The sequence below is a fragment of the Campylobacter sp. US53 genome (assembly GCF_004378995.1).
Taxonomy (GTDB): domain Bacteria; phylum Campylobacterota; class Campylobacteria; order Campylobacterales; family Campylobacteraceae; genus Campylobacter_D; species Campylobacter_D jejuni.
Genome location: NZ_RYYH01000001.1, coordinates 209,873 through 226,491, shown reverse-complemented (window position 1 = coordinate 226,491; position 16,619 = coordinate 209,873). Strand labels below are relative to the sequence as shown.

Here is a 16,619-nt window from a genome sequence, read left to right as displayed (position 1 = left end):
GTGAAAAATTTTTTTACTATTTTGCTAAATTTGCGTGATAAGGAAATTTTAAATTATGCAGCAGCGCTTAGTTTTTATACTGTATTATCTTTAATACCTATTTTATTTGTATGTTTTTCTGTTTTTACGCAAATTTCCAGTTTTAAAGCTTATTATGAAAAAGCAAAGCAAATAATTTTTGCTTTTTTAATACCAACGCAACAAGATGTTGTTGCTACTTACATCGATACTTTTTTAAAAAATAGTGTAAATTTGGGTATTGTAGGTCTTATTGCTATGGCATTTACTTCTTTAGCTTTTTTTTCAGGCTATGATTTTGTAATCAATCGTATTACTAAAAATGAACCTAAAGGACTTTGGCAAAGCATTAGTTCTTATTGGACTCTTTTAACTCTTGTTCCTTTGGGGCTTGGGTTTAGTTTTTATATTTCAGGTTTTATCCAACAAACTTTAGATGATTATAAAATAGGGTTTAATTTTTTTGAAATTTTACCCTTTGTAATTATTTGGGGTTTATTTTTTATATCTTATTCAAGTTCTGTTCATAAGGGAACTCTTAAAAGTTTAGCTTTAGTATCTTTTGGAGCGGGTGCTATTTGGTATATAGGAAAAAATTTATTTGTATATTATGTGGTATATAATAAAACATACGCTAGTGTTTATGGATCTTTTTCTACTATTTTATTCTTTTTTATTTGGATTTATATTTCTTGGATTATTTATCTTTTTGGGCTTAAACTCTATTATTTTCTAAATCACAATCATAATGAAGGGAATAAAATTCGCAAAAATACAAAGAAAAGCTAGATATTTAAATCGCACAGAGATTAAAGAAGCAATAAGATAACTTATAAAAATCCAAAATGGGATATAGATATTAGTTCCATAAATTTTAAATTTAAAAAATTCATCTAAGATAAAATTGAGCAAATCTCCATAGTTTATAAGATGCAAAAATAATACTAAAGGATAAAATATTACAAAAATTCCACTCAAAATAATACCTAAAATTTGTTGGTAGCTTATAAGTGGAAAAAAATAAAGCACAGGTAAAACCATGGCAAAAAAAGTCCAAATATTAAGCAAAATAATATTTATAAGATTATTAAATTTATTTGCAAAATGATGCATATATAAAAAAATATAAAAAACACCTAAAATAGAAAATAAAAATCCAATACTAAATAAAAGTCTAGGGTAAAGAGAAATGCACAATAAAATACTACAAAAAAGCGTAAAGAAATTAATAATTTTTATATTTTTACACAATAGATAAAAAACCCAAAAAGCCATAATCAAGGAGCGCACAAAAGAAGGGACAAATCCTATTAAACAAGCATAAGCTAAAAGTAGTGTAAAAATTAAAATACTTAAATCTAAACGTAAATTTCTATAAGGAAAATATCTTTTTTGGAAAAAACTATAAATTGGAGCTAAAATAAAGAAAATTAAACTAAAAAGCAAGCCTATGTGATAACCGCTAATTGCTATAAGGTGTGCTATGCCGTAGTAATTTACATCGTTTCTAAGCTCTAAAGATATGGGCAGTGCAAAAAATAAAGCACCATAAAATTCTTTAATTTTTTCATTTGTATGTTGATTTAAGAAGTAAGATATAATGGGATTGTATTCTTTTTCTTTTAATTTTTCAAAATCGTAAGAAGGTGCATAAAAACTTTTGCTCAGATAGTCTTTAAAGTTAATATTATGGGTGATAATTCTAAGGCTTAAAAGTTGATTCTTGCTTAAATTTAAATCCTTAAAACTTGTGGTATAAAAAGTGAAGTTTTCAGTTTGTAATTTTAAAACCCAGTATTTTTTATTTTTTTTATTATATTTTATATATTGGTGCGTTAATAGAGCGTTATTTATAAAGTAATGTTTTTGGTTTTTAAAGTTTAAAAAATTATTATATTCTAAAAGGATATTAAAAATAAAAATAATAACAACAGATAAAAATAAATAATGAAATTCTTTAAAAGAGTAAAAAAAAGAATTCCATAGAGACATTATTTTTTGGAAAATTTACTTAAATAGAGCCAAATTATTCCAGCTAAAAATAATAAAAATAAAGGAGCAGTATAAGGATATAAACTCAGTTTATCAAAAATTGCTTCAATAACATACCCAAAAGTATAAGCAGCAAAACCTAGAACAATAGCCCATGCCAAACTAGCTAGAGTATTGATAATAAAAAATTTAATAAAATTATATTTTGCCATGCCTGCAGCTATAGGAATGAAAGTTTTTAAACCATAAATAAATTTTTGAGTTATAAGTAAAATAATTCCGTGTTGTTTTGTTTTCATCATAGCAAGAGCTAGTTTGCGTCGGTGTTTTTTAAAATAAGGCATAATATCTTTTTTGTAATATTTTCCAAGTATAAAAAGCAAAGTTGAACCTATGGTATTAGCAATAAAAGCAAGAGCAATGCAAAAACTAAGATCCATTTTTCCTTGAGAACTTAAAACTCCTGCGGCTAAAATTCCAACCATTCCGCCCCCTAAAGAGTAAAAGAATAAAACAATATAACCATATTTTATTAAAGTATCAATCATATCTTGCATAATAAACCTTATTTAGCGTATTCTACAGCTCTAAGTTCACGTATGACATTGACTTTAATTTCACCAGGATATTGCATTTTTTCTTGAATTTCAGCTGCTATTTCCTTAGCCAAAAGTACACTTTCATCATCATTAACAAGCTGAGCATTGGCTATGACGCGAATTTCTCTTCCGGCATTGATTGCATAGGCATTTTTAATTCCTTCTTTACTTTTAGCGATATCTTCTAGCTCACTGACTCTTTTTAAAAAAGCTTCTAATACTTCTCTTCTAGCTCCAGGTCGTGCAGCACTTAAAGTATCTGCTGCACAAACAGCTGCTGATTCTATGCTTGTAGCTTCTTCGTGTCCATGATGTGCGTAAATAGCATTGATTACTACAGGATGCTCTTTATAGCGTTTGCAAAGTTCTGCACCTAAATCCACATGAGATCCTTCAAAATCATGGGTTAATGCTTTGCCTATATCATGTAAAATTCCCGCACGACGTGCTAAATTCTCATCCCCGCCACACTCAGCAGCAATGATTCCTGCAAGGTGAGCCACTTCCAAAGAATGTGCTAAAGCGTTTTGTCCATAGCTTGCTCGGTATTTGAGTTTTCCTATGAGTTTTACAATTTCAGGGTGTATTTTATTTAAACCTAGATCCATAACTATGGTTTCGCCTTCTTCTAGAATAGCACTATCAAATTCTTTACACACTTTTTCGTGAATTTCTTCTATGCGCGCGGGTTGAATTCTACCATCTTCAACTAAAAGTTCTATAACTTTTGTAGCAATAGCACGGCGATAAAGATTAAAACAACTTACTATAATAGCACCTGGTGTATCATCGATGATAATATCAACACCTAAAACCATTTCTAAGGTTTTAACATTGCGCCCTTCTTTACCAATGATGCGTCCTTTAAGTTCATCGTTTTTAATGTTAATAACATTGATAAGTCTTTCAGCTGCAAATTCACCTGCAAAACGAGAAGTAGCTTGAGCAATGATGAAATTAGCTTTTCTTTTGGCTTCATTTTTTGCTTCTTCTTCATATTTTCTTACTATATGTGCAATTTGCTCGCGAGAATTTTCTTCTACTTTTTTAAGAATGATTTCTTTGGCTTCATTTTGTGTAAGTCCTGTAGAATGTTCTAAAATTTTTAAAACATCATCAAGTTTTTCTTGATATTTATTTTTTAATTTATCAACATCAGATTGTAAGTCTTGAATGTGTTTTTGTGACTTGCAAAGGTATTCTTTATCTTCTTTTAGTTTTTCTTCTTCTTGCTGAAGTTTTTGTTCTTTTTTAGAAAGATCATCAAATTTTTGATTAAAATCTTTTTGAATTTTGTGAGTTTTTTCTTCGTATTTTTTTTTAACTTCTAATTCTGCATTAAGAATTGAATTTTTTGCATCTTTTAAAATAAGCTCCGCTTCGTATTCTATAGCTTTGGCTTTGGCTTTAGCTTGTTCTACGAAAATTTCATATTTGGCATCATTGATTTTTTTTGCAACTAAATATCCTATACCGAGTCCGACTATAGCGGCTATAAGTGCGATAAGTGATTCTATCATTTTTTCTTTCTTTCTTGTAATATTTTTTATAAGGGTTTATGTATAATTTTCCTGAAATATCATGCTTTTGTGTTAGATTATTTTGACTTAAAGCATCTATACTTTGGACAAATATTATATGAGGTTTGTAATTTAAATTTTCAAAAAATCTATCATAAAAACCTTGCCCATGTCCTATTCTTTTTAAATTTTTATCGACGCCAATTACGGGCACAATAGCTAAATCAATTTTTGCTTTAAAAAAAGAATCTATAGGCTCTAAAACCCCAAACCTTTTTTTAATAAAAGGCAATCTTAATTTTACAATTTTTAAGCTTTTATCTTGCATAAATGGAACAAAAAGTTTGTAATTTTTATTAAGAATATGGCGAAATTTTATTAAGTTTGGTTCATAATGCAAAGGAATAAAAATTAAAATATTTTTAGCTTTAAATAGTTTTATTATTTTAAGACATTCTTTGAATATTTTATAATCTTGTTTGAAATTTAGTTTTGAATGTTTGAAAAGGCGTATTTTTTGCAATGCCCTAAAATCTGTTTTTTCCATATAATATGCCTTTAAAAAAATATTATCTTATGTATGTTATAATTTTAGCATTTTTATAAAGAAGAATAAAGGATTGATAAATAATGAAGATTAAAAAAATACTTTTACTAGTGGCAATGTCTTATTTGTTTGTTGCTTGTAGCGATGATAAAGAAAAGCAGCAAAATGATGTAAATTTAAGTACCGAGGCAAGTATCAATCAAAGTAATGATATGAATTTTAAACTTAATTTGATTGATGGAGGATTAATTTCAATTAAAAAAGAAAATGCCGTTTTAAATTTCAATGATGAAGATAAGGCAACTTTGTTTGTATTTTTTACTACTTGGTGTACCCCTTGCATTGCTGAAATCCCTCATCTTAATAAATTACAAGAAAAGTATAATAATGATTTTAACATAGTTGGAGTTTTATTAGAAGATAAATCTAATGATGAGATTCAAAAATTTATAGAACAGCATAAAATATCTTATAAAGTCGCTAATGGTGAAAATAACTATCTTTTAGCTAAAGCTTTAGGCGGGGTAAATGGAATTCCTACTATGTTTCTTTACAACAAGCATTCTAAATTGATTAATCAGTATTTAGGGCTTATTCCTGAAGAAATGCTAGAAATCGATATACAAAAGGCTATACTTTAATGTTTGATTTTTTTAAAAAAGGACTTGCAAAAACTCTTGAAAATATTGTTGGAGTTAAAGGAGAGAATAAAAAGATAACCAAAGATTTGCTTGAAGAAATTTTGCTTGAAGCAGATGTAAGTTATGAAATAGTTGAAGAGATAATTTATTATTTACCACCTCAAAATGAAGTAAAAAAAGAAGATTTAAAGCATGTTATGGGTTCTTATTTTCTTTATGAAAAAAAAGAAACCAATCAAGAAAAACCTTTTGTAGAGCTTATTTTAGGAGTAAATGGAGCAGGAAAAACAACAAGTATTGCCAAGCTTGCTTATTTATATAAAAACCAAAATCAAAAAGTGATTTTAGGGGCGTGTGATACTTTTAGAGCAGGTGCGATTGAGCAATTAAAACTTTGGGCGCAAAAAGTGGATGTAGATATAGTTTTAACTGCACAAGGGCATGATCCTTCAGCGGTTGCTTTTGATACCATTTCTAAAGCAAAAGCAAAGGATTTTGATAGAGTAATTATCGATACAGCAGGCCGTTTGCAAAATCAAAAAAATTTAGCTCATGAGCTTGAAAAAATTGTAAGAATTTCAAACAAAGCTTTAGAAGGCGCACCCCATAGAAAAATTTTAGTTTTAGATGGAACACAGGGAAATGCTGGAATTTTACAAGCTAAAGCTTTTAATGAGCTTGTAAAACTTGATGGTGTGATTATCACAAAGCTTGATGGGACAGCTAAAGGGGGTGCACTTTTTAGTATAGCAAGAGAGCTTGAGCTTCCTATTTTTTATGTAGGCGTGGGTGAGCAAATGACGGATTTGCAAGAATTTAATGCAAGTGCTTACTTAGATACTTTATTAGATCCTATTTTTGAATAATGGCAAAAAATAAAGCACTTTTTGAATGTCAAGCTTGTGGAAATCAACAAAGCAAATGGCTTGGAAAATGTCCTGATTGTGGAGCTTGGGATAGTTTTATAGAATTAAAAGCTGAGCAAATTAAAGTTTTAAAAGAGCTTGCGCAAGTTAGTATGAAAACAAGTGAGGCTGTTTGTATTGAAGATGTGGAGTTAGAACATTTTACAAGATACAGCACAGATGATAATGAGCTTGATTTGGTTTTAGGCGGAGGGCTTGTTGAAGGTTCTTTAGTGCTTATAGGCGGAAGTCCAGGTGTGGGAAAATCTACGCTTTTGTTAAAAATTGCTTCAAATTTAGCTAAACAGGGTAAAAAAGTGCTTTATGTCAGTGGCGAAGAAAGTAAAGCCCAGATTAAATTAAGAGCTGATCGTCTTGAGGCTAATACTCCGAATTTATTTTTACTTACTGAACTTTGCCTTGAAAATATTTTAGAAGAATTGCACAAAAAAGATTATAGCATTCTTATCGTTGATTCTATACAAACTCTATATTCAAATAAAATCACTTCAGCAGCAGGAAGCATCACTCAGGTGCGTGAGATTACTTTTGAACTTATGCGTGTTAGCAAGGCTTATAATATCAGTACTTTTATCATAGGGCATATTACTAAAGAAGGTGCTATAGCAGGGCCTAGGGTTCTTGAGCATATGGTAGATGTGGTGCTTTATTTTGAAGGAGATGCCACTAAAGAAATCAGACTTTTAAGAGGCTTTAAAAATCGTTTTGGTGGAACGAATGAAGTAGGTATTTTTGAGATGACTGCTAAGGGTTTGATCAGTGCAAAAGATTTGGCAAATCGTTTTTTTACTCGTGGAAAGGCTATTTCAGGAAGTGCTTTAGGTGTTGTGATGGAAGGATCTCGTGCCTTGGTTTTAGAAGTTCAAGCTTTAGTGTGCGAAAGTTCTTATCCAAAACGCAGCGCTACAGGATATGAAAAAAATCGCTTAGATATGCTTTTGGCTTTGCTTGAAAGAAAACTTGAAATTCCTTTAGGGCATTATGATGTATTTGTAAATATTAGCGGCGGAGTAAAAGTAAGTGAAACTGCTGCGGATTTGGCTGTGGTTGCAGCTATTATTTCAAGTTTTAAAAATCGCCCTTTGAGCAAAGATAGTATTTTTATAGGGGAGCTTAGTTTAAATGGAGAAATTAGAGAGGTTTTTAGCCTTGATACGCGTTTAAAAGAAGCTAAAATGCAAAAATTTAAAAATGCCATTGTTCCTTCTAAGCCTTTGGAAGATATAGGGCTTAAGTGTTTTGTTGCTAAAGAACTTTCGCAAGTTTTAGAATGGATGTAAATTTTCATTAAAATATAAGTAAGATTTTGCTAGAATTCCGAGTTTAGAATAAAATTTTTGAGGAAACCATGAAAGATTTATTTTTATTTAGCTCTTTGCTTGATACAAGTCATACTTTTTCTTATTTTTTTCACATAGGTTTGGTAGCTTTAATTGCTGTTATAGTGGCTATGATGGCTACTCGTTCTATGCAACTTGTTCCACGCGGTATGCAAAATTTAGGTGAGGCTTTTTTAGAGGGAGTTTTATCTATGGGTAGAGATACCATGGGAAGTGAAAAAGGTGCAAGAAAATATCTTCCTTTGGTTGCAACTTTGGGGATTATAGTGTTTTTTAGTAATATTATAGGTATAATACCTGGTTTTCACGCTCCAACTGCAAGTTTAAATTTGACTTTGTCCTTGGCTATTATAGTTTTTGTATATTATCATTTTGAGGGTATTAGGGCACAAGGTTTTGTAAAGTATTTTGCTCATTTCATGGGACCTATTAAACTTTTAGCTCCTTTGATGTTTCCTATAGAGATAGTCTCTCATCTTTCTCGTGTGGTTTCTTTGTCCTTCCGTTTGTTTGGAAATATTAAAGGTGACGATTTGTTTTTGATGGTAATTTTAGCTTTAGTTCCTTATATAGCTCCACTTCCTGCTTATGTGCTTTTAACTTTTATGGCATTTTTACAAGCTTTTATTTTTATGATTTTAACTTATGTATATTTAGCGGGTGCAACTGTTGTTGAGGAAGGTCATTGATCTATATTTTAGAATTTTTCAAAGGTGCATCTTTAGCTTTAATGCTTTTTGGTGCACTTTTCTTCTTTTTTAAATATAATTCTTTTTTCTATCTTTGCTTGGGTATTATACCAGGTTTGCTTTTATCTTTAATTTTTGTTTTACTTATAGAAAACCATAAGCTAAAAAATGAAAATAAGTTAAGATAAAAGCAAAAAATAGTTTATTTTCTAAGCATGAAGCTCTTCTTTAAGCAAATGCTTTACAGCTTCATAAATTTTAATAGCTGCTTTGGGTTTATTCATAGTATAAAGATGAATTCCATCTACGCCACTTGTGATTAAATCGACAATTTGATCGCAAGCATACGCGATACCTGCATCTTCTAAAGCCAAAGTATTATTTTCATATTTTTCTAAAATTTTAACAAATTTAGGAGGGATTTTAGCTCCGCAAAGTTGAGAAATTTTTAAAACCTGTCTTTTGTTAGTAATAGGCATAATACCTGCGTAAATAGGTATGTCAATACCTGCTAAAGCACAATTTTGTTTAAAAGTATAAAAATCTTCATTATCGTAAAAAAGTTGAGTAATGAGCTTGTCTGTTCCTGCATTTACCTTAGTTTTAAGATGGTGTATATCCTCGATGAAATTTTTAGATTCATTATGTTTTTCTGGATAGCATGCGGCATAAATTTCAAAATATTCTTGTTTTTTTATAAAAGAAATTAAATCACTAGCATAAGAAAAATCTTTGCTTTTTTCTAAATTCTCACATATATCGCCTCTTAGAGCAAGAATTTGATTAAGATTTTTTTCTTTGCATTTTTGAAGTATCTGAGTGATTTTTTCTTTACTAGAATGGATGCAAGGTAAATGTACTATGCTAGGAATTTGATATTCTTTCTGGATTAAGCTTGCAATTTCTAAAGTGTTTTGTGAGTTAATAGAGCCTCCAGCTCCAAAGGTTACGCTGATAAAATTAGGGCTTAATTGCCCTAAATCATCTAAGATAGCATGAAGATTTTTGATATTTTCATCCTTTCTTGGTGGAAAAACTTCAAAAGAAAAATTACACATAAAAACTCCTTATAATTGTTTTCGTATTTTTTGCGTAGCTGTAACTAAATTTTTAAGAGAGGCTATGACTTCTTCATATGCCCTTGTTTTAAGTCCGCAGTCTGGATTGATCCAAATTTGCTCCTTAGGTAATTTGTTTAAAATTTTTTCTATGGTTAAGCTTAGCTCTTCTATGCTTGGAACTCTAGGGCTATGTATATCATAAACTCCTGGTCCCACCTCAGTTTTAAAATGAATAGCTTTTAGAGTATCTAAAAGACTTAAGTTTGATCTTGAAGCTTCAAAAGAAATCACATCAGCATCCATAGCGTCAATTTCTTTTAAGATATCGCTAAATTCACTATAACACATATGAGTGTGAATTTGAGTTTTAGCTTTTACCCCACTATGCACAAGATTAAAAGCAGGAATAGCCCAATCTAAATACTCGCTATGCCAATCGCTTTTTCTTAAAGGCAGTTTTTCACGCAAAGCGGCTTCATCAATTTGTATGATTTTTATACCTGCATTTTCAAGATCTAACACTTCATCTCTTATAGCTAAGGCAATTTGCTCAGTACTTTCTTTTAGGCTGATGTCTTCTCTTGGAAAGGACCAATTAAGTATGGTTACAGGTCCAGTTAGCATACCTTTTACGATTTTTTGACTTAAACTTTGTGCAAATTTAGACCAAGCTAAGGTGATAGGCTTTGTGCGTGATACATCACCCCAAATCACAGGAGGTTTAACGCACCTTGTGCCATAGCTTTGCACCCAACCATTTTGAGTAAATAAAAAGCCCTTTAAATTCTCTCCAAAATACTCCACCATATCATTTCTTTCAAATTCTCCATGCACTAAAACATCAAGTCCTATTTCTTCTTGAATTTGTATGCATTCTTTGATTTTTTGTTGGTTAAATTCAGTGTAGTTTTGAGCTGAAATTTTTTCTTGCTTAAAGGCAAGGCGATTAGATCTTACATCGGCACTTTGAGGAAAGGAACCTATGGTTGTGGTTGGTAAAAGAGGGAGTTTTAAAAATTCTTTTTGGATTAAGGCGCGTTCTTTAAAACTAGGCGTTCTGGTAAAATCTTCTTTTTTTAAAGCCTTAAGCCTTGCTTTGACTTTTTCATCTAAACGCTCTGGGATATTTTTAAAAAGCTCTTGATTGGCTCTAAAGAGCGGATTTTCTTCGCTAGAATTTAGAATTTCTTTTAAATCTTTAAGTTCTTGAAGTTTTTCTTTAGCAAAGGCAAAAAGTTTAAGATAGCTTGAATCTAATTTGCTTTCAAATTCAGTGCTATAAGGCACATGTAAAAGCGAACAAGAGGTGTTTAAGATGATATTTTGTGTATATTTTTGAAGCTCTTTAACAAGCTTTAGGCTTTTAGCATAATCATTAGCATAGATATTTTTGCCGTTAATAAGACCTGCAAAAAGGATTTTATCTTTAGCAAAGCCGTATTTTTGAACTAAGGCTAAGCTTTGTTTACCTTCGATAAAATCAAGCCCCAAAGCATCAAATTTGCTTTCTAAAAGTTTAGGATAAATATCTCTTAAGTCTCCAAAATAGCTTTGAAGTAAAATTTTAAGATTTTTTTTGTGATTTAAAAGTTCTTGGTAAAATTCTTCGAACAAAGCGATATCTTCCTTGCTTAAATCATAAACCAAATAAGGCTCATCAAGTTCAAGCCATGTCACTTTAAGTTCATTTAGTTTATCAAAAAGCTCTATATAAGCGTTTAAAAGCTTTTCTTTGGCGAGTTTTTGAGTTTTTTCATCTTTAAAGGCAATGAGTTTAAAAAGTGTGAAAATGCCTATTAAAACAGGCTTGCTTTCTATGCCAAGCTCTTTAGCTTCGAGATATTCTTTAAAAATTTTATCCCCTGTTAAAGCTATAATATCAGCATTATCGCACTCAGGCACCAAATAATGATAATTTGTATTGAACCATTTTTTCATTGCTAAGGCTGTAACATCTCCATTTTCTCCTTGATAACCTCGACTTTGAGCAAAGTATTCATCTAAAGCATCTAAATTTAAATTTTTATACTTTATATGAACAATGTTAAAAAGCACAGCCGTATCTAAGACATTATCATAAAGTGAAAAATCATTACTAGGGATAAAATCAATGCCAGCTTTTTGAATTTCTTGCCAGTGTCTAATCCTTAAATCCTTAGCACTTTTTAAAAGCTCCTCTTTTGAACTTTGGTTTTTAAAGTATTTTTCAATAGCAAATTTTAATTCTCTATTTACACCTATTCTTGGGTAAGAAATGATTGAATTTTTCATATTTATTCTCCTTAAAATGTAGGGATTAAAGCGCCCTGATATTTTTCTTCTATAAATTTTTTAACTTCATCGCTTTGCAAGGCCTTTACTAGGGCTTTGATTTTAGGAAGGTTTTCATTACCTTCTTTAACAGCGATGATATTGCCATATTCACTATATTTACTTTCTGTATAAAGCCCATCTTTTACAGGGTTTAAACCTGCTAAAATAGCAAAATTGCTATTAATAAGAGAATAATCTACATCATCTAAACTCCTTGTAAGTTGAGCGTCTTTTAACTCTACGAATTTAAGCTTCTTAGGATTTTTAGTGATATCTAAAGGAGTGATGAGCTCATTATCTTTAACTTCTATAAGTCCTTTGCTTGCTACAATGCGTAAAGCACGGCTTTCATTTGTAGGATTATTGGGTATAGAAATGCTTTGTCCTTCCTTGGGGTTAAATTTTTTATGTTTTTTAGAATACACTGCCATAGGTTCTATATGGATACTGGCAACTTTTACAAGATGGGTGCCTTGTCTTTGATTGAATTCTTTTAAATAGGGTTCATGCTGAAAATAATTAGCATCTAACTCACCATTTTCAACCATTACATTAGGGATTACTCCATCATTGAATTCATAAATTTTTAAATCATAACCTTGTTTTTGAAGTGCTGATTTTATAAATCTTAAAATATCTGCATGAGGTGTTATAGAAGAGCCAACTTTAAGTTCTTCATTTGCCCATGCAAAACCGGTAAAAAGAGTAGCGACGCAAAAAGCTTTAGTAAATAAAGTCATTTTTTCTCCTTTACGCAAAACTAAATTTTTCTATCAAGTCACTATGATAAATGCTTGCTACATCAGGATGAGAGCGTATCATTCTTTTAAAATAATTACTTGCAACATTTCTTAAAAGTGGATTTTTAGGATCAGTATCCACACCTTTGCTTTCTTTAACAAGCTCTGGATTTAACTTAAAAATAGGTATATCCTTATCAAGTTGCACTCCAAGAAAATAAGCTATGCTAAAGCGTTCTTTTGGGCTTAAATTCACGCGGTGAATAGTAGCTTTTAAATAGCCATTGGTAGCTAGTTCTAAAAATTCTCCTATATTAACTACAACGCTATTTTCAAGTGGGGGTATACTAAGCCATTTACCATCTATAAAAGCTTCAAGTCCGCTTTGTTTTTCTTGAAAAACAAAAGTGATAAGCCCACCATCTTTATGTGAACCTACGCCTTGAGTGATATTTTTTGAGCTTTTTGGATAATGTATGATTTTACAATGTTCGTAAGAATTTTCTCCATAAAGTTTATCAAAAGCATTGCTAGGTAGATCAAGAGCTTGAGCGAAGGCTTTTAAAAGCTTTAAACAAGCTTTTTTGGTTTGTTTGTGCCAAGTTAAGAAAGTTTTTTTAAGTTCTGGAATTTCACTAGGCCAAAGATTAGGACCTTCTAGTCTTTGCCATAAGGGTGAGTTTAAATTCCAGTTTAAAGCATCTCTTTCTGTGCCTATATCCAGTTGTTCTCTATAATCCTTAGATCCTGCTGTGTATTCAAAACCTTCGCTAGTATAACCTCTAAATTGAGGAGAATGTACCATAGAAATAAGCTCTTTCGAACTTCTAGAAAGATTAAAAAATTCTTTGCCAAGTTTGAATAATTTCTCGTTTAAATTTTTATCTATACCAGTATTGATAAGATAAAAAAAACCTATTTTAGAAGCAATTTCTCTTAAATTTTTAAGAAAAGTGCTTTTATCTTTTTCATAAGCTTGTAAATCAAGTATAGGTAAATTCATTTTTGCTCCTTAAATTAAATTAAGGATAAGAAGATATTTTGAATTAAATTTTATTAGAGAAATTTTTGTAAGTTAAGATTTTAAATGAGTATTTTGAAAAAATAAACTTTTTTGACTTTCTTACACATTATATCTCCTTATCCACTTTTTGGACCTTTGGAAACATAATGTTAAGCCAAAGGACGCACTAGATACTACACATCTCGCACATCAGTTTCATTTTTTCTCCTTTTAAAATAATAAAATTTCAAAATCATATATAAAAATATATTAATTAAAGCTTAATCGTTTAAAAAATAAAGATTCTTTTTAAGCATTCTCGAGTTTTAATTCTTTGTTATTCATTATGCTAATACCTAGATTTAAAACTTTTTGGGCAATTTGTTTGGCTTCATCTAAAGAATGCATTGCGCAAGTTCCGCATTGATAGATATTAAGTTCAGGAATTTTGCTTTGATCGCTTACGCTTAAAACATCTTTCATAGCTTCTTCCCAAGCTTTTGCAATACTTTTCTCATCAGGTGTTCCAATTAAACTCATATAAAAACCCGTGCGACAACCCATAGGTGAAATATCAATAATTTCAACTGAATTTGAATTTAAATGATCTCTCATAAATCCTGCAAATAAATGTTCTAAGGTATGAGTGCCTTTTTCGCTCATAATGTCTTTATTTGGTATGCAAAAACGCAAATCAAATACACTAATATCATCACCCTTAGGTGTTTTCATAACTTTAGCTAAACGCACAGCAGGAGCTGGCATTTTAGTATGGTCAACTTTAAAGCTGTCTAATAATGGCATTTTAACTCCTTAAATATAAATTGCCTAAGGATTATAGCATTTAAAATTAATATTTAAAGCCTTTCTAAAAGAAAAAAAGATAAAATAAAACATTTAAAAATTCAAGGAAATTTTATGTTTGAAGTAGTTATAGGTCTTGAAGTTCATACTCAGTTAAATACAAAAACAAAAATCTTTTGCTCATGTGCAACTTCTTTTGGAGAAGCTCCAAATACTAATGTTTGTCCCACTTGTTTGGCCTTACCAGGAGCTTTGCCTGTTTTAAATGAAGAGGCTGTAAAAAAAGCTATAGCTTTTGGAAAAGCTGTCAATGCAACAATTAATAAAAAAAGTGTTTTTAATCGCAAGAATTATTTTTATCCAGATTTACCTAAGGCTTATCAAATTTCACAATTTGATATCCCCATAGTAGAAAAGGGTGAGCTTTTTATCAATGTAAAGGGTGAAAATAAACGCATAGGTATTACAAGAGCGCACTTGGAAGAAGATGCAGGTAAAAATATCCATGAAAGTAATTTTTCTAAAGTGGATTTAAATCGTGCAGGAACTCCTTTGCTTGAGATTGTCAGTGAACCTGAGCTTAGAAGTAGTGATGAGGCAGTAGCTTATCTTAAAAAACTTCATTCTATTATACGCTTTTTAGATATTTCAGATGCAAATATGCAAGAAGGAAGTTTTAGATGCGATGCAAATGTTAGCATAAGGCCTAAGGGCGATACAAAACTTTATACTAGAGTAGAGATTAAAAATCTTAATTCTTTTCGTTTTATCCAAAAAGCCATAGAATATGAGGTAAAAAGACAAAGTGAGGCTTGGGAAGATGGAACTTACGAACAAGAAGTAGTTCAAGAAACTAGACTTTTTGATACGACAAATTTAGTTACAAGAAGTATGCGTGGCAAAGAAGAAGCGGCAGAATATCGCTATTTTCCTGATCCTGATTTATTGCCTGTTTTGTTAAAAGATGAGTTTTTGGATATTAAAATTCCTGAACTTCCTGATGAGAAGAAAGCACGCTTTATAGACGAGCTTGGTATAAAAGAAAGTGATGCTGAGGTTTTAATCAGTTCTTTAGAAATGAGTCGTTTTTTTGAAAGTCTTATTTCTCAAAATTTAAATCCTAAGCTTTGCGTAAATTGGTTAAATACTGAACTTATAGGACTTTTAAAAGGAGAATTGACTATAGAAAATTCTCCCGTAGATGCTCAAAAGCTTGGAGTTTTAATTAAACGCATAGAAGATGGCACTATCAGTGCAAAAGCGGCTAAAGATGTTTTGGCTTTTGTATTTGAAAATACTAGTGTGGAAATTGATGATGCTATAGAAAAGCTAGGACTTAAGCAAGTAAGTGATGATTCAGCTATAGAAGCGGTGATTGAACAAATTTTAAATGCAAATACTGATAAGGTTGCAGAGTATAAAAGTGGTAAAGACAAGCTTTTTGGATTTTTTGTGGGTCAAACAATGAAAGAAGGCAAAGGAGCTTTTAATCCTACAAAAGTAAATGAAATTTTAAAAACAAAGCTTGGTTGATGCGTATAGCGGTTATTGGTGCGGGAAAATGGGGCAGTGCTTTACATCTAGCCTTAAAAGAAAATCACAATTGTTTTATCAGTTCTTTGCATCAGCGTGATTTAGAAGATTTTGTTGGTGTAAAAGAAGCTTTAGAGTGTGAATATCTTGTTTTTGCTTTAAGTTCTCAAGGAATGCGTGCTTGGCTTAAAGAAAATTTCATCAACAAGGGGCAAAAAATTTTAATTGCTTCAAAAGGCATAGAAAATCAAAGTTGTCAATTTTTAGATGAAATTTTTTTAGATTTTGTACCAAAAGAAAATTTTTGTGTTTTAAGCGGTCCTTCTTTTGCTGCTGAAGTGATGCAAAAACTTCCTACTGCTTTGATGATTAGCGGGATAAATCAAGAGCTTTGTAAAAAATTTGCAAGTTTTTTCCCTGATTTTATTAAAACTTATATTGATAATGATATTCGTGGTGCTGAAATTTGTGGTGCTTATAAGAATGTTTTGGCGATTGCAAGTGGAATTAGTGATGGGTTAAAACTTGGTAATAATGCAAGAGCGGCACTGATTTCAAGAGGACTTATAGAAATGCATCGTTTTGGTAAATTTTTTGGTGCTAAAGAAGAAACTTTTTTAGGGTTAAGTGGAGCAGGGGATTTGTTTTTAACTGCAACGAGTGTTTTATCAAGAAATTATAGAGTGGGTTTAAAACTGGCGCAAAATCAAAAATTAGATAGTATTTTAGCCGAACTTAATGAAGTAGCAGAAGGTGTAAAAACTGCTTATGCTATAGAAAAATTAGCAAAAATGAAAGGAATTTATACACCTATTGTAAATGAAGTAGTGGCAATTTTTAAGGGTAAAAGTGTGCAAGAAGCAACGCAGAATTTATTAAAGCAAAATGATTAA

17 protein-coding genes are annotated in these 16,619 nt (G+C 30.7%); 8 read left to right on the top strand and 9 right to left on the bottom strand.

What is annotated here, in order from left to right:
- Nucleotides 1–807: a YihY/virulence factor BrkB family protein gene (locus ELQ05_RS01155; RefSeq protein WP_096703118.1), complete on the top strand. Its 807-nt coding sequence runs from the start codon at nucleotides 1–3 to the stop codon at nucleotides 805–807.
- Here the strand turns inward: ELQ05_RS01155 and ELQ05_RS01150 are convergent.
- The 4 genes from ELQ05_RS01150 to ELQ05_RS01135 are packed head-to-tail and all read right to left on the bottom strand — an operon-like array spanning nucleotide 751 to nucleotide 4,676.
- A complete protein-coding gene (locus tag ELQ05_RS01150) occupies nucleotides 751–2,010 on the bottom strand; it encodes a ComEC/Rec2 family competence protein (protein ID WP_134239856.1) in 1,260 nt (419 codons plus the stop codon). The two genes, ELQ05_RS01155 and ELQ05_RS01150, sit on opposite strands and share 57 nt — an antisense overlap.
- The gene (locus ELQ05_RS01145) at nucleotides 2,010–2,567 is read right to left on the bottom strand and encodes a DedA family protein (RefSeq protein ID WP_070317019.1); all 558 of its coding nucleotides are present in this window, start codon (nucleotides 2,565–2,567) and stop codon (nucleotides 2,010–2,012) included. The genes ELQ05_RS01150 and ELQ05_RS01145 overlap by 1 nt, the downstream gene beginning before the upstream one ends.
- A gap of 8 nt (nucleotides 2,568–2,575) precedes the next feature.
- Nucleotides 2,576–4,129, bottom strand: a complete 1,554-nt coding sequence (gene rny / locus ELQ05_RS01140) for a ribonuclease Y (RefSeq protein WP_002853829.1) — start codon at nucleotides 4,127–4,129, stop codon at nucleotides 2,576–2,578.
- Nucleotides 4,050–4,676 carry a 5-formyltetrahydrofolate cyclo-ligase gene (locus ELQ05_RS01135; protein ID WP_002860439.1) on the bottom strand — a complete coding sequence of 209 codons (627 nt, stop codon included), beginning with the start codon at nucleotides 4,674–4,676 and terminating at the stop codon, nucleotides 4,050–4,052. Before ELQ05_RS01135 ends, rny begins: the two co-directional genes overlap by 80 nt.
- Nucleotides 4,677–4,759: 83 nt before the next feature.
- Between ELQ05_RS01135 and ELQ05_RS01130 the strand changes: the two genes are divergently transcribed.
- The 5 genes from ELQ05_RS01130 (at nucleotide 4,760) to ELQ05_RS01110 (ending at nucleotide 8,460) form a co-directional block, all read left to right on the top strand.
- Entirely contained in the window at nucleotides 4,760–5,317 is a 558-nt protein-coding gene (locus ELQ05_RS01130) for a TlpA disulfide reductase family protein (RefSeq protein ID WP_096703120.1), read from the top strand.
- Nucleotides 5,317–6,183 (top strand): signal recognition particle-docking protein FtsY, encoded by an 867-nt coding sequence (gene ftsY / locus ELQ05_RS01125; protein WP_070317021.1) that lies wholly within the window; start codon nucleotides 5,317–5,319, stop codon nucleotides 6,181–6,183. Before ELQ05_RS01130 ends, ftsY begins: the two co-directional genes overlap by 1 nt.
- Nucleotides 6,183–7,523 (top strand): DNA repair protein RadA, encoded by a 1,341-nt coding sequence (radA, locus tag ELQ05_RS01120; protein WP_002870828.1) that lies wholly within the window; start codon nucleotides 6,183–6,185, stop codon nucleotides 7,521–7,523. Before ftsY ends, radA begins: the two co-directional genes overlap by 1 nt.
- A gap of 68 nt (nucleotides 7,524–7,591) precedes the next feature.
- Nucleotides 7,592–8,272, top strand: coding sequence for a F0F1 ATP synthase subunit A (locus tag ELQ05_RS01115; RefSeq protein ID WP_002908551.1), 681 nt, complete (start codon nucleotides 7,592–7,594; stop codon nucleotides 8,270–8,272).
- On the top strand, nucleotides 8,269–8,460 hold the full coding sequence (locus ELQ05_RS01110) for a membrane protein (protein ID WP_002852856.1): 192 nt from the start codon (nucleotides 8,269–8,271) through the stop codon (nucleotides 8,458–8,460). Before ELQ05_RS01115 ends, ELQ05_RS01110 begins: the two co-directional genes overlap by 4 nt.
- A gap of 21 nt (nucleotides 8,461–8,481) precedes the next feature.
- Here ELQ05_RS01110 and metF read toward each other — a convergent pair whose 3' ends face one another.
- From metF to luxS, 5 genes are all read right to left on the bottom strand, one after another.
- On the bottom strand, nucleotides 8,482–9,330 hold the full coding sequence (gene metF / locus ELQ05_RS01105; RefSeq protein WP_096703122.1) for a methylenetetrahydrofolate reductase [NAD(P)H]: 849 nt from the start codon (nucleotides 9,328–9,330) through the stop codon (nucleotides 8,482–8,484).
- Nucleotides 9,331–9,339: 9 nt separating this feature from the next.
- Entirely contained in the window at nucleotides 9,340–11,604 is a 2,265-nt protein-coding gene (metE, locus tag ELQ05_RS01100; protein WP_096703124.1) for a 5-methyltetrahydropteroyltriglutamate--homocysteine S-methyltransferase, read from the bottom strand.
- Between the two features lie 11 nt (nucleotides 11,605–11,615).
- Nucleotides 11,616–12,386: a MetQ/NlpA family ABC transporter substrate-binding protein gene (locus ELQ05_RS01095; RefSeq protein ID WP_032589959.1), complete on the bottom strand. Its 771-nt coding sequence runs from the start codon at nucleotides 12,384–12,386 to the stop codon at nucleotides 11,616–11,618.
- A 10-nt stretch (nucleotides 12,387–12,396) separates the two neighbouring features.
- Nucleotides 12,397–13,389, bottom strand: a complete 993-nt coding sequence (locus ELQ05_RS01090) for an isopenicillin N synthase family oxygenase (protein WP_070317023.1) — start codon at nucleotides 13,387–13,389, stop codon at nucleotides 12,397–12,399.
- Between the two features lie 309 nt (nucleotides 13,390–13,698).
- The gene (gene luxS, locus ELQ05_RS01085) at nucleotides 13,699–14,193 is read right to left on the bottom strand and encodes an S-ribosylhomocysteine lyase (protein ID WP_002870821.1); all 495 of its coding nucleotides are present in this window, start codon (nucleotides 14,191–14,193) and stop codon (nucleotides 13,699–13,701) included.
- A gap of 114 nt (nucleotides 14,194–14,307) precedes the next feature.
- On the opposite strand from luxS, the gene gatB reads away from it, so the two are divergent.
- Together gatB and ELQ05_RS01075 are read left to right on the top strand one after the other, a co-directional pair.
- Nucleotides 14,308–15,726: an Asp-tRNA(Asn)/Glu-tRNA(Gln) amidotransferase subunit GatB gene (gene gatB / locus ELQ05_RS01080; RefSeq protein WP_070317024.1), complete on the top strand. Its 1,419-nt coding sequence runs from the start codon at nucleotides 14,308–14,310 to the stop codon at nucleotides 15,724–15,726.
- On the top strand, nucleotides 15,723–16,619 hold the full coding sequence (locus ELQ05_RS01075) for an NAD(P)H-dependent glycerol-3-phosphate dehydrogenase (RefSeq protein WP_079862145.1): 897 nt from the start codon (nucleotides 15,723–15,725) through the stop codon (nucleotides 16,617–16,619). Before gatB ends, ELQ05_RS01075 begins: the two co-directional genes overlap by 4 nt.

Coding starts and splice junctions, on each gene's coding strand:
- ELQ05_RS01150 (WP_134239856.1), bottom strand. CDS start 2,010: ATGTCTCTATGGAATTCTTTTTTTTACTCTTTTAAAGAATTTCATTAT.
- ELQ05_RS01145 (WP_070317019.1), bottom strand. CDS start 2,567: ATGCAAGATATGATTGATACTTTAATAAAATATGGTTATATTGTTTTA.
- rny (WP_002853829.1), bottom strand. CDS start 4,129: ATGATAGAATCACTTATCGCACTTATAGCCGCTATAGTCGGACTCGGT.
- ELQ05_RS01135 (WP_002860439.1), bottom strand. CDS start 4,676: ATGGAAAAAACAGATTTTAGGGCATTGCAAAAAATACGCCTTTTCAAA.
- ELQ05_RS01130 (WP_096703120.1), top strand. CDS start 4,760: ATGAAGATTAAAAAAATACTTTTACTAGTGGCAATGTCTTATTTGTTT.
- ftsY (WP_070317021.1), top strand. CDS start 5,317: ATGTTTGATTTTTTTAAAAAAGGACTTGCAAAAACTCTTGAAAATATT.
- radA (WP_002870828.1), top strand. CDS start 6,183: ATGGCAAAAAATAAAGCACTTTTTGAATGTCAAGCTTGTGGAAATCAA.
- ELQ05_RS01115 (WP_002908551.1), top strand. CDS start 7,592: ATGAAAGATTTATTTTTATTTAGCTCTTTGCTTGATACAAGTCATACT.
- metF (WP_096703122.1), bottom strand. CDS start 9,330: ATGTGTAATTTTTCTTTTGAAGTTTTTCCACCAAGAAAGGATGAAAAT.
- metE (WP_096703124.1), bottom strand. CDS start 11,604: ATGAAAAATTCAATCATTTCTTACCCAAGAATAGGTGTAAATAGAGAA.
- ELQ05_RS01095 (WP_032589959.1), bottom strand. CDS start 12,386: ATGACTTTATTTACTAAAGCTTTTTGCGTCGCTACTCTTTTTACCGGT.
- ELQ05_RS01090 (WP_070317023.1), bottom strand. CDS start 13,389: ATGAATTTACCTATACTTGATTTACAAGCTTATGAAAAAGATAAAAGC.
- luxS (WP_002870821.1), bottom strand. CDS start 14,193: ATGCCATTATTAGACAGCTTTAAAGTTGACCATACTAAAATGCCAGCT.
- gatB (WP_070317024.1), top strand. CDS start 14,308: ATGTTTGAAGTAGTTATAGGTCTTGAAGTTCATACTCAGTTAAATACA.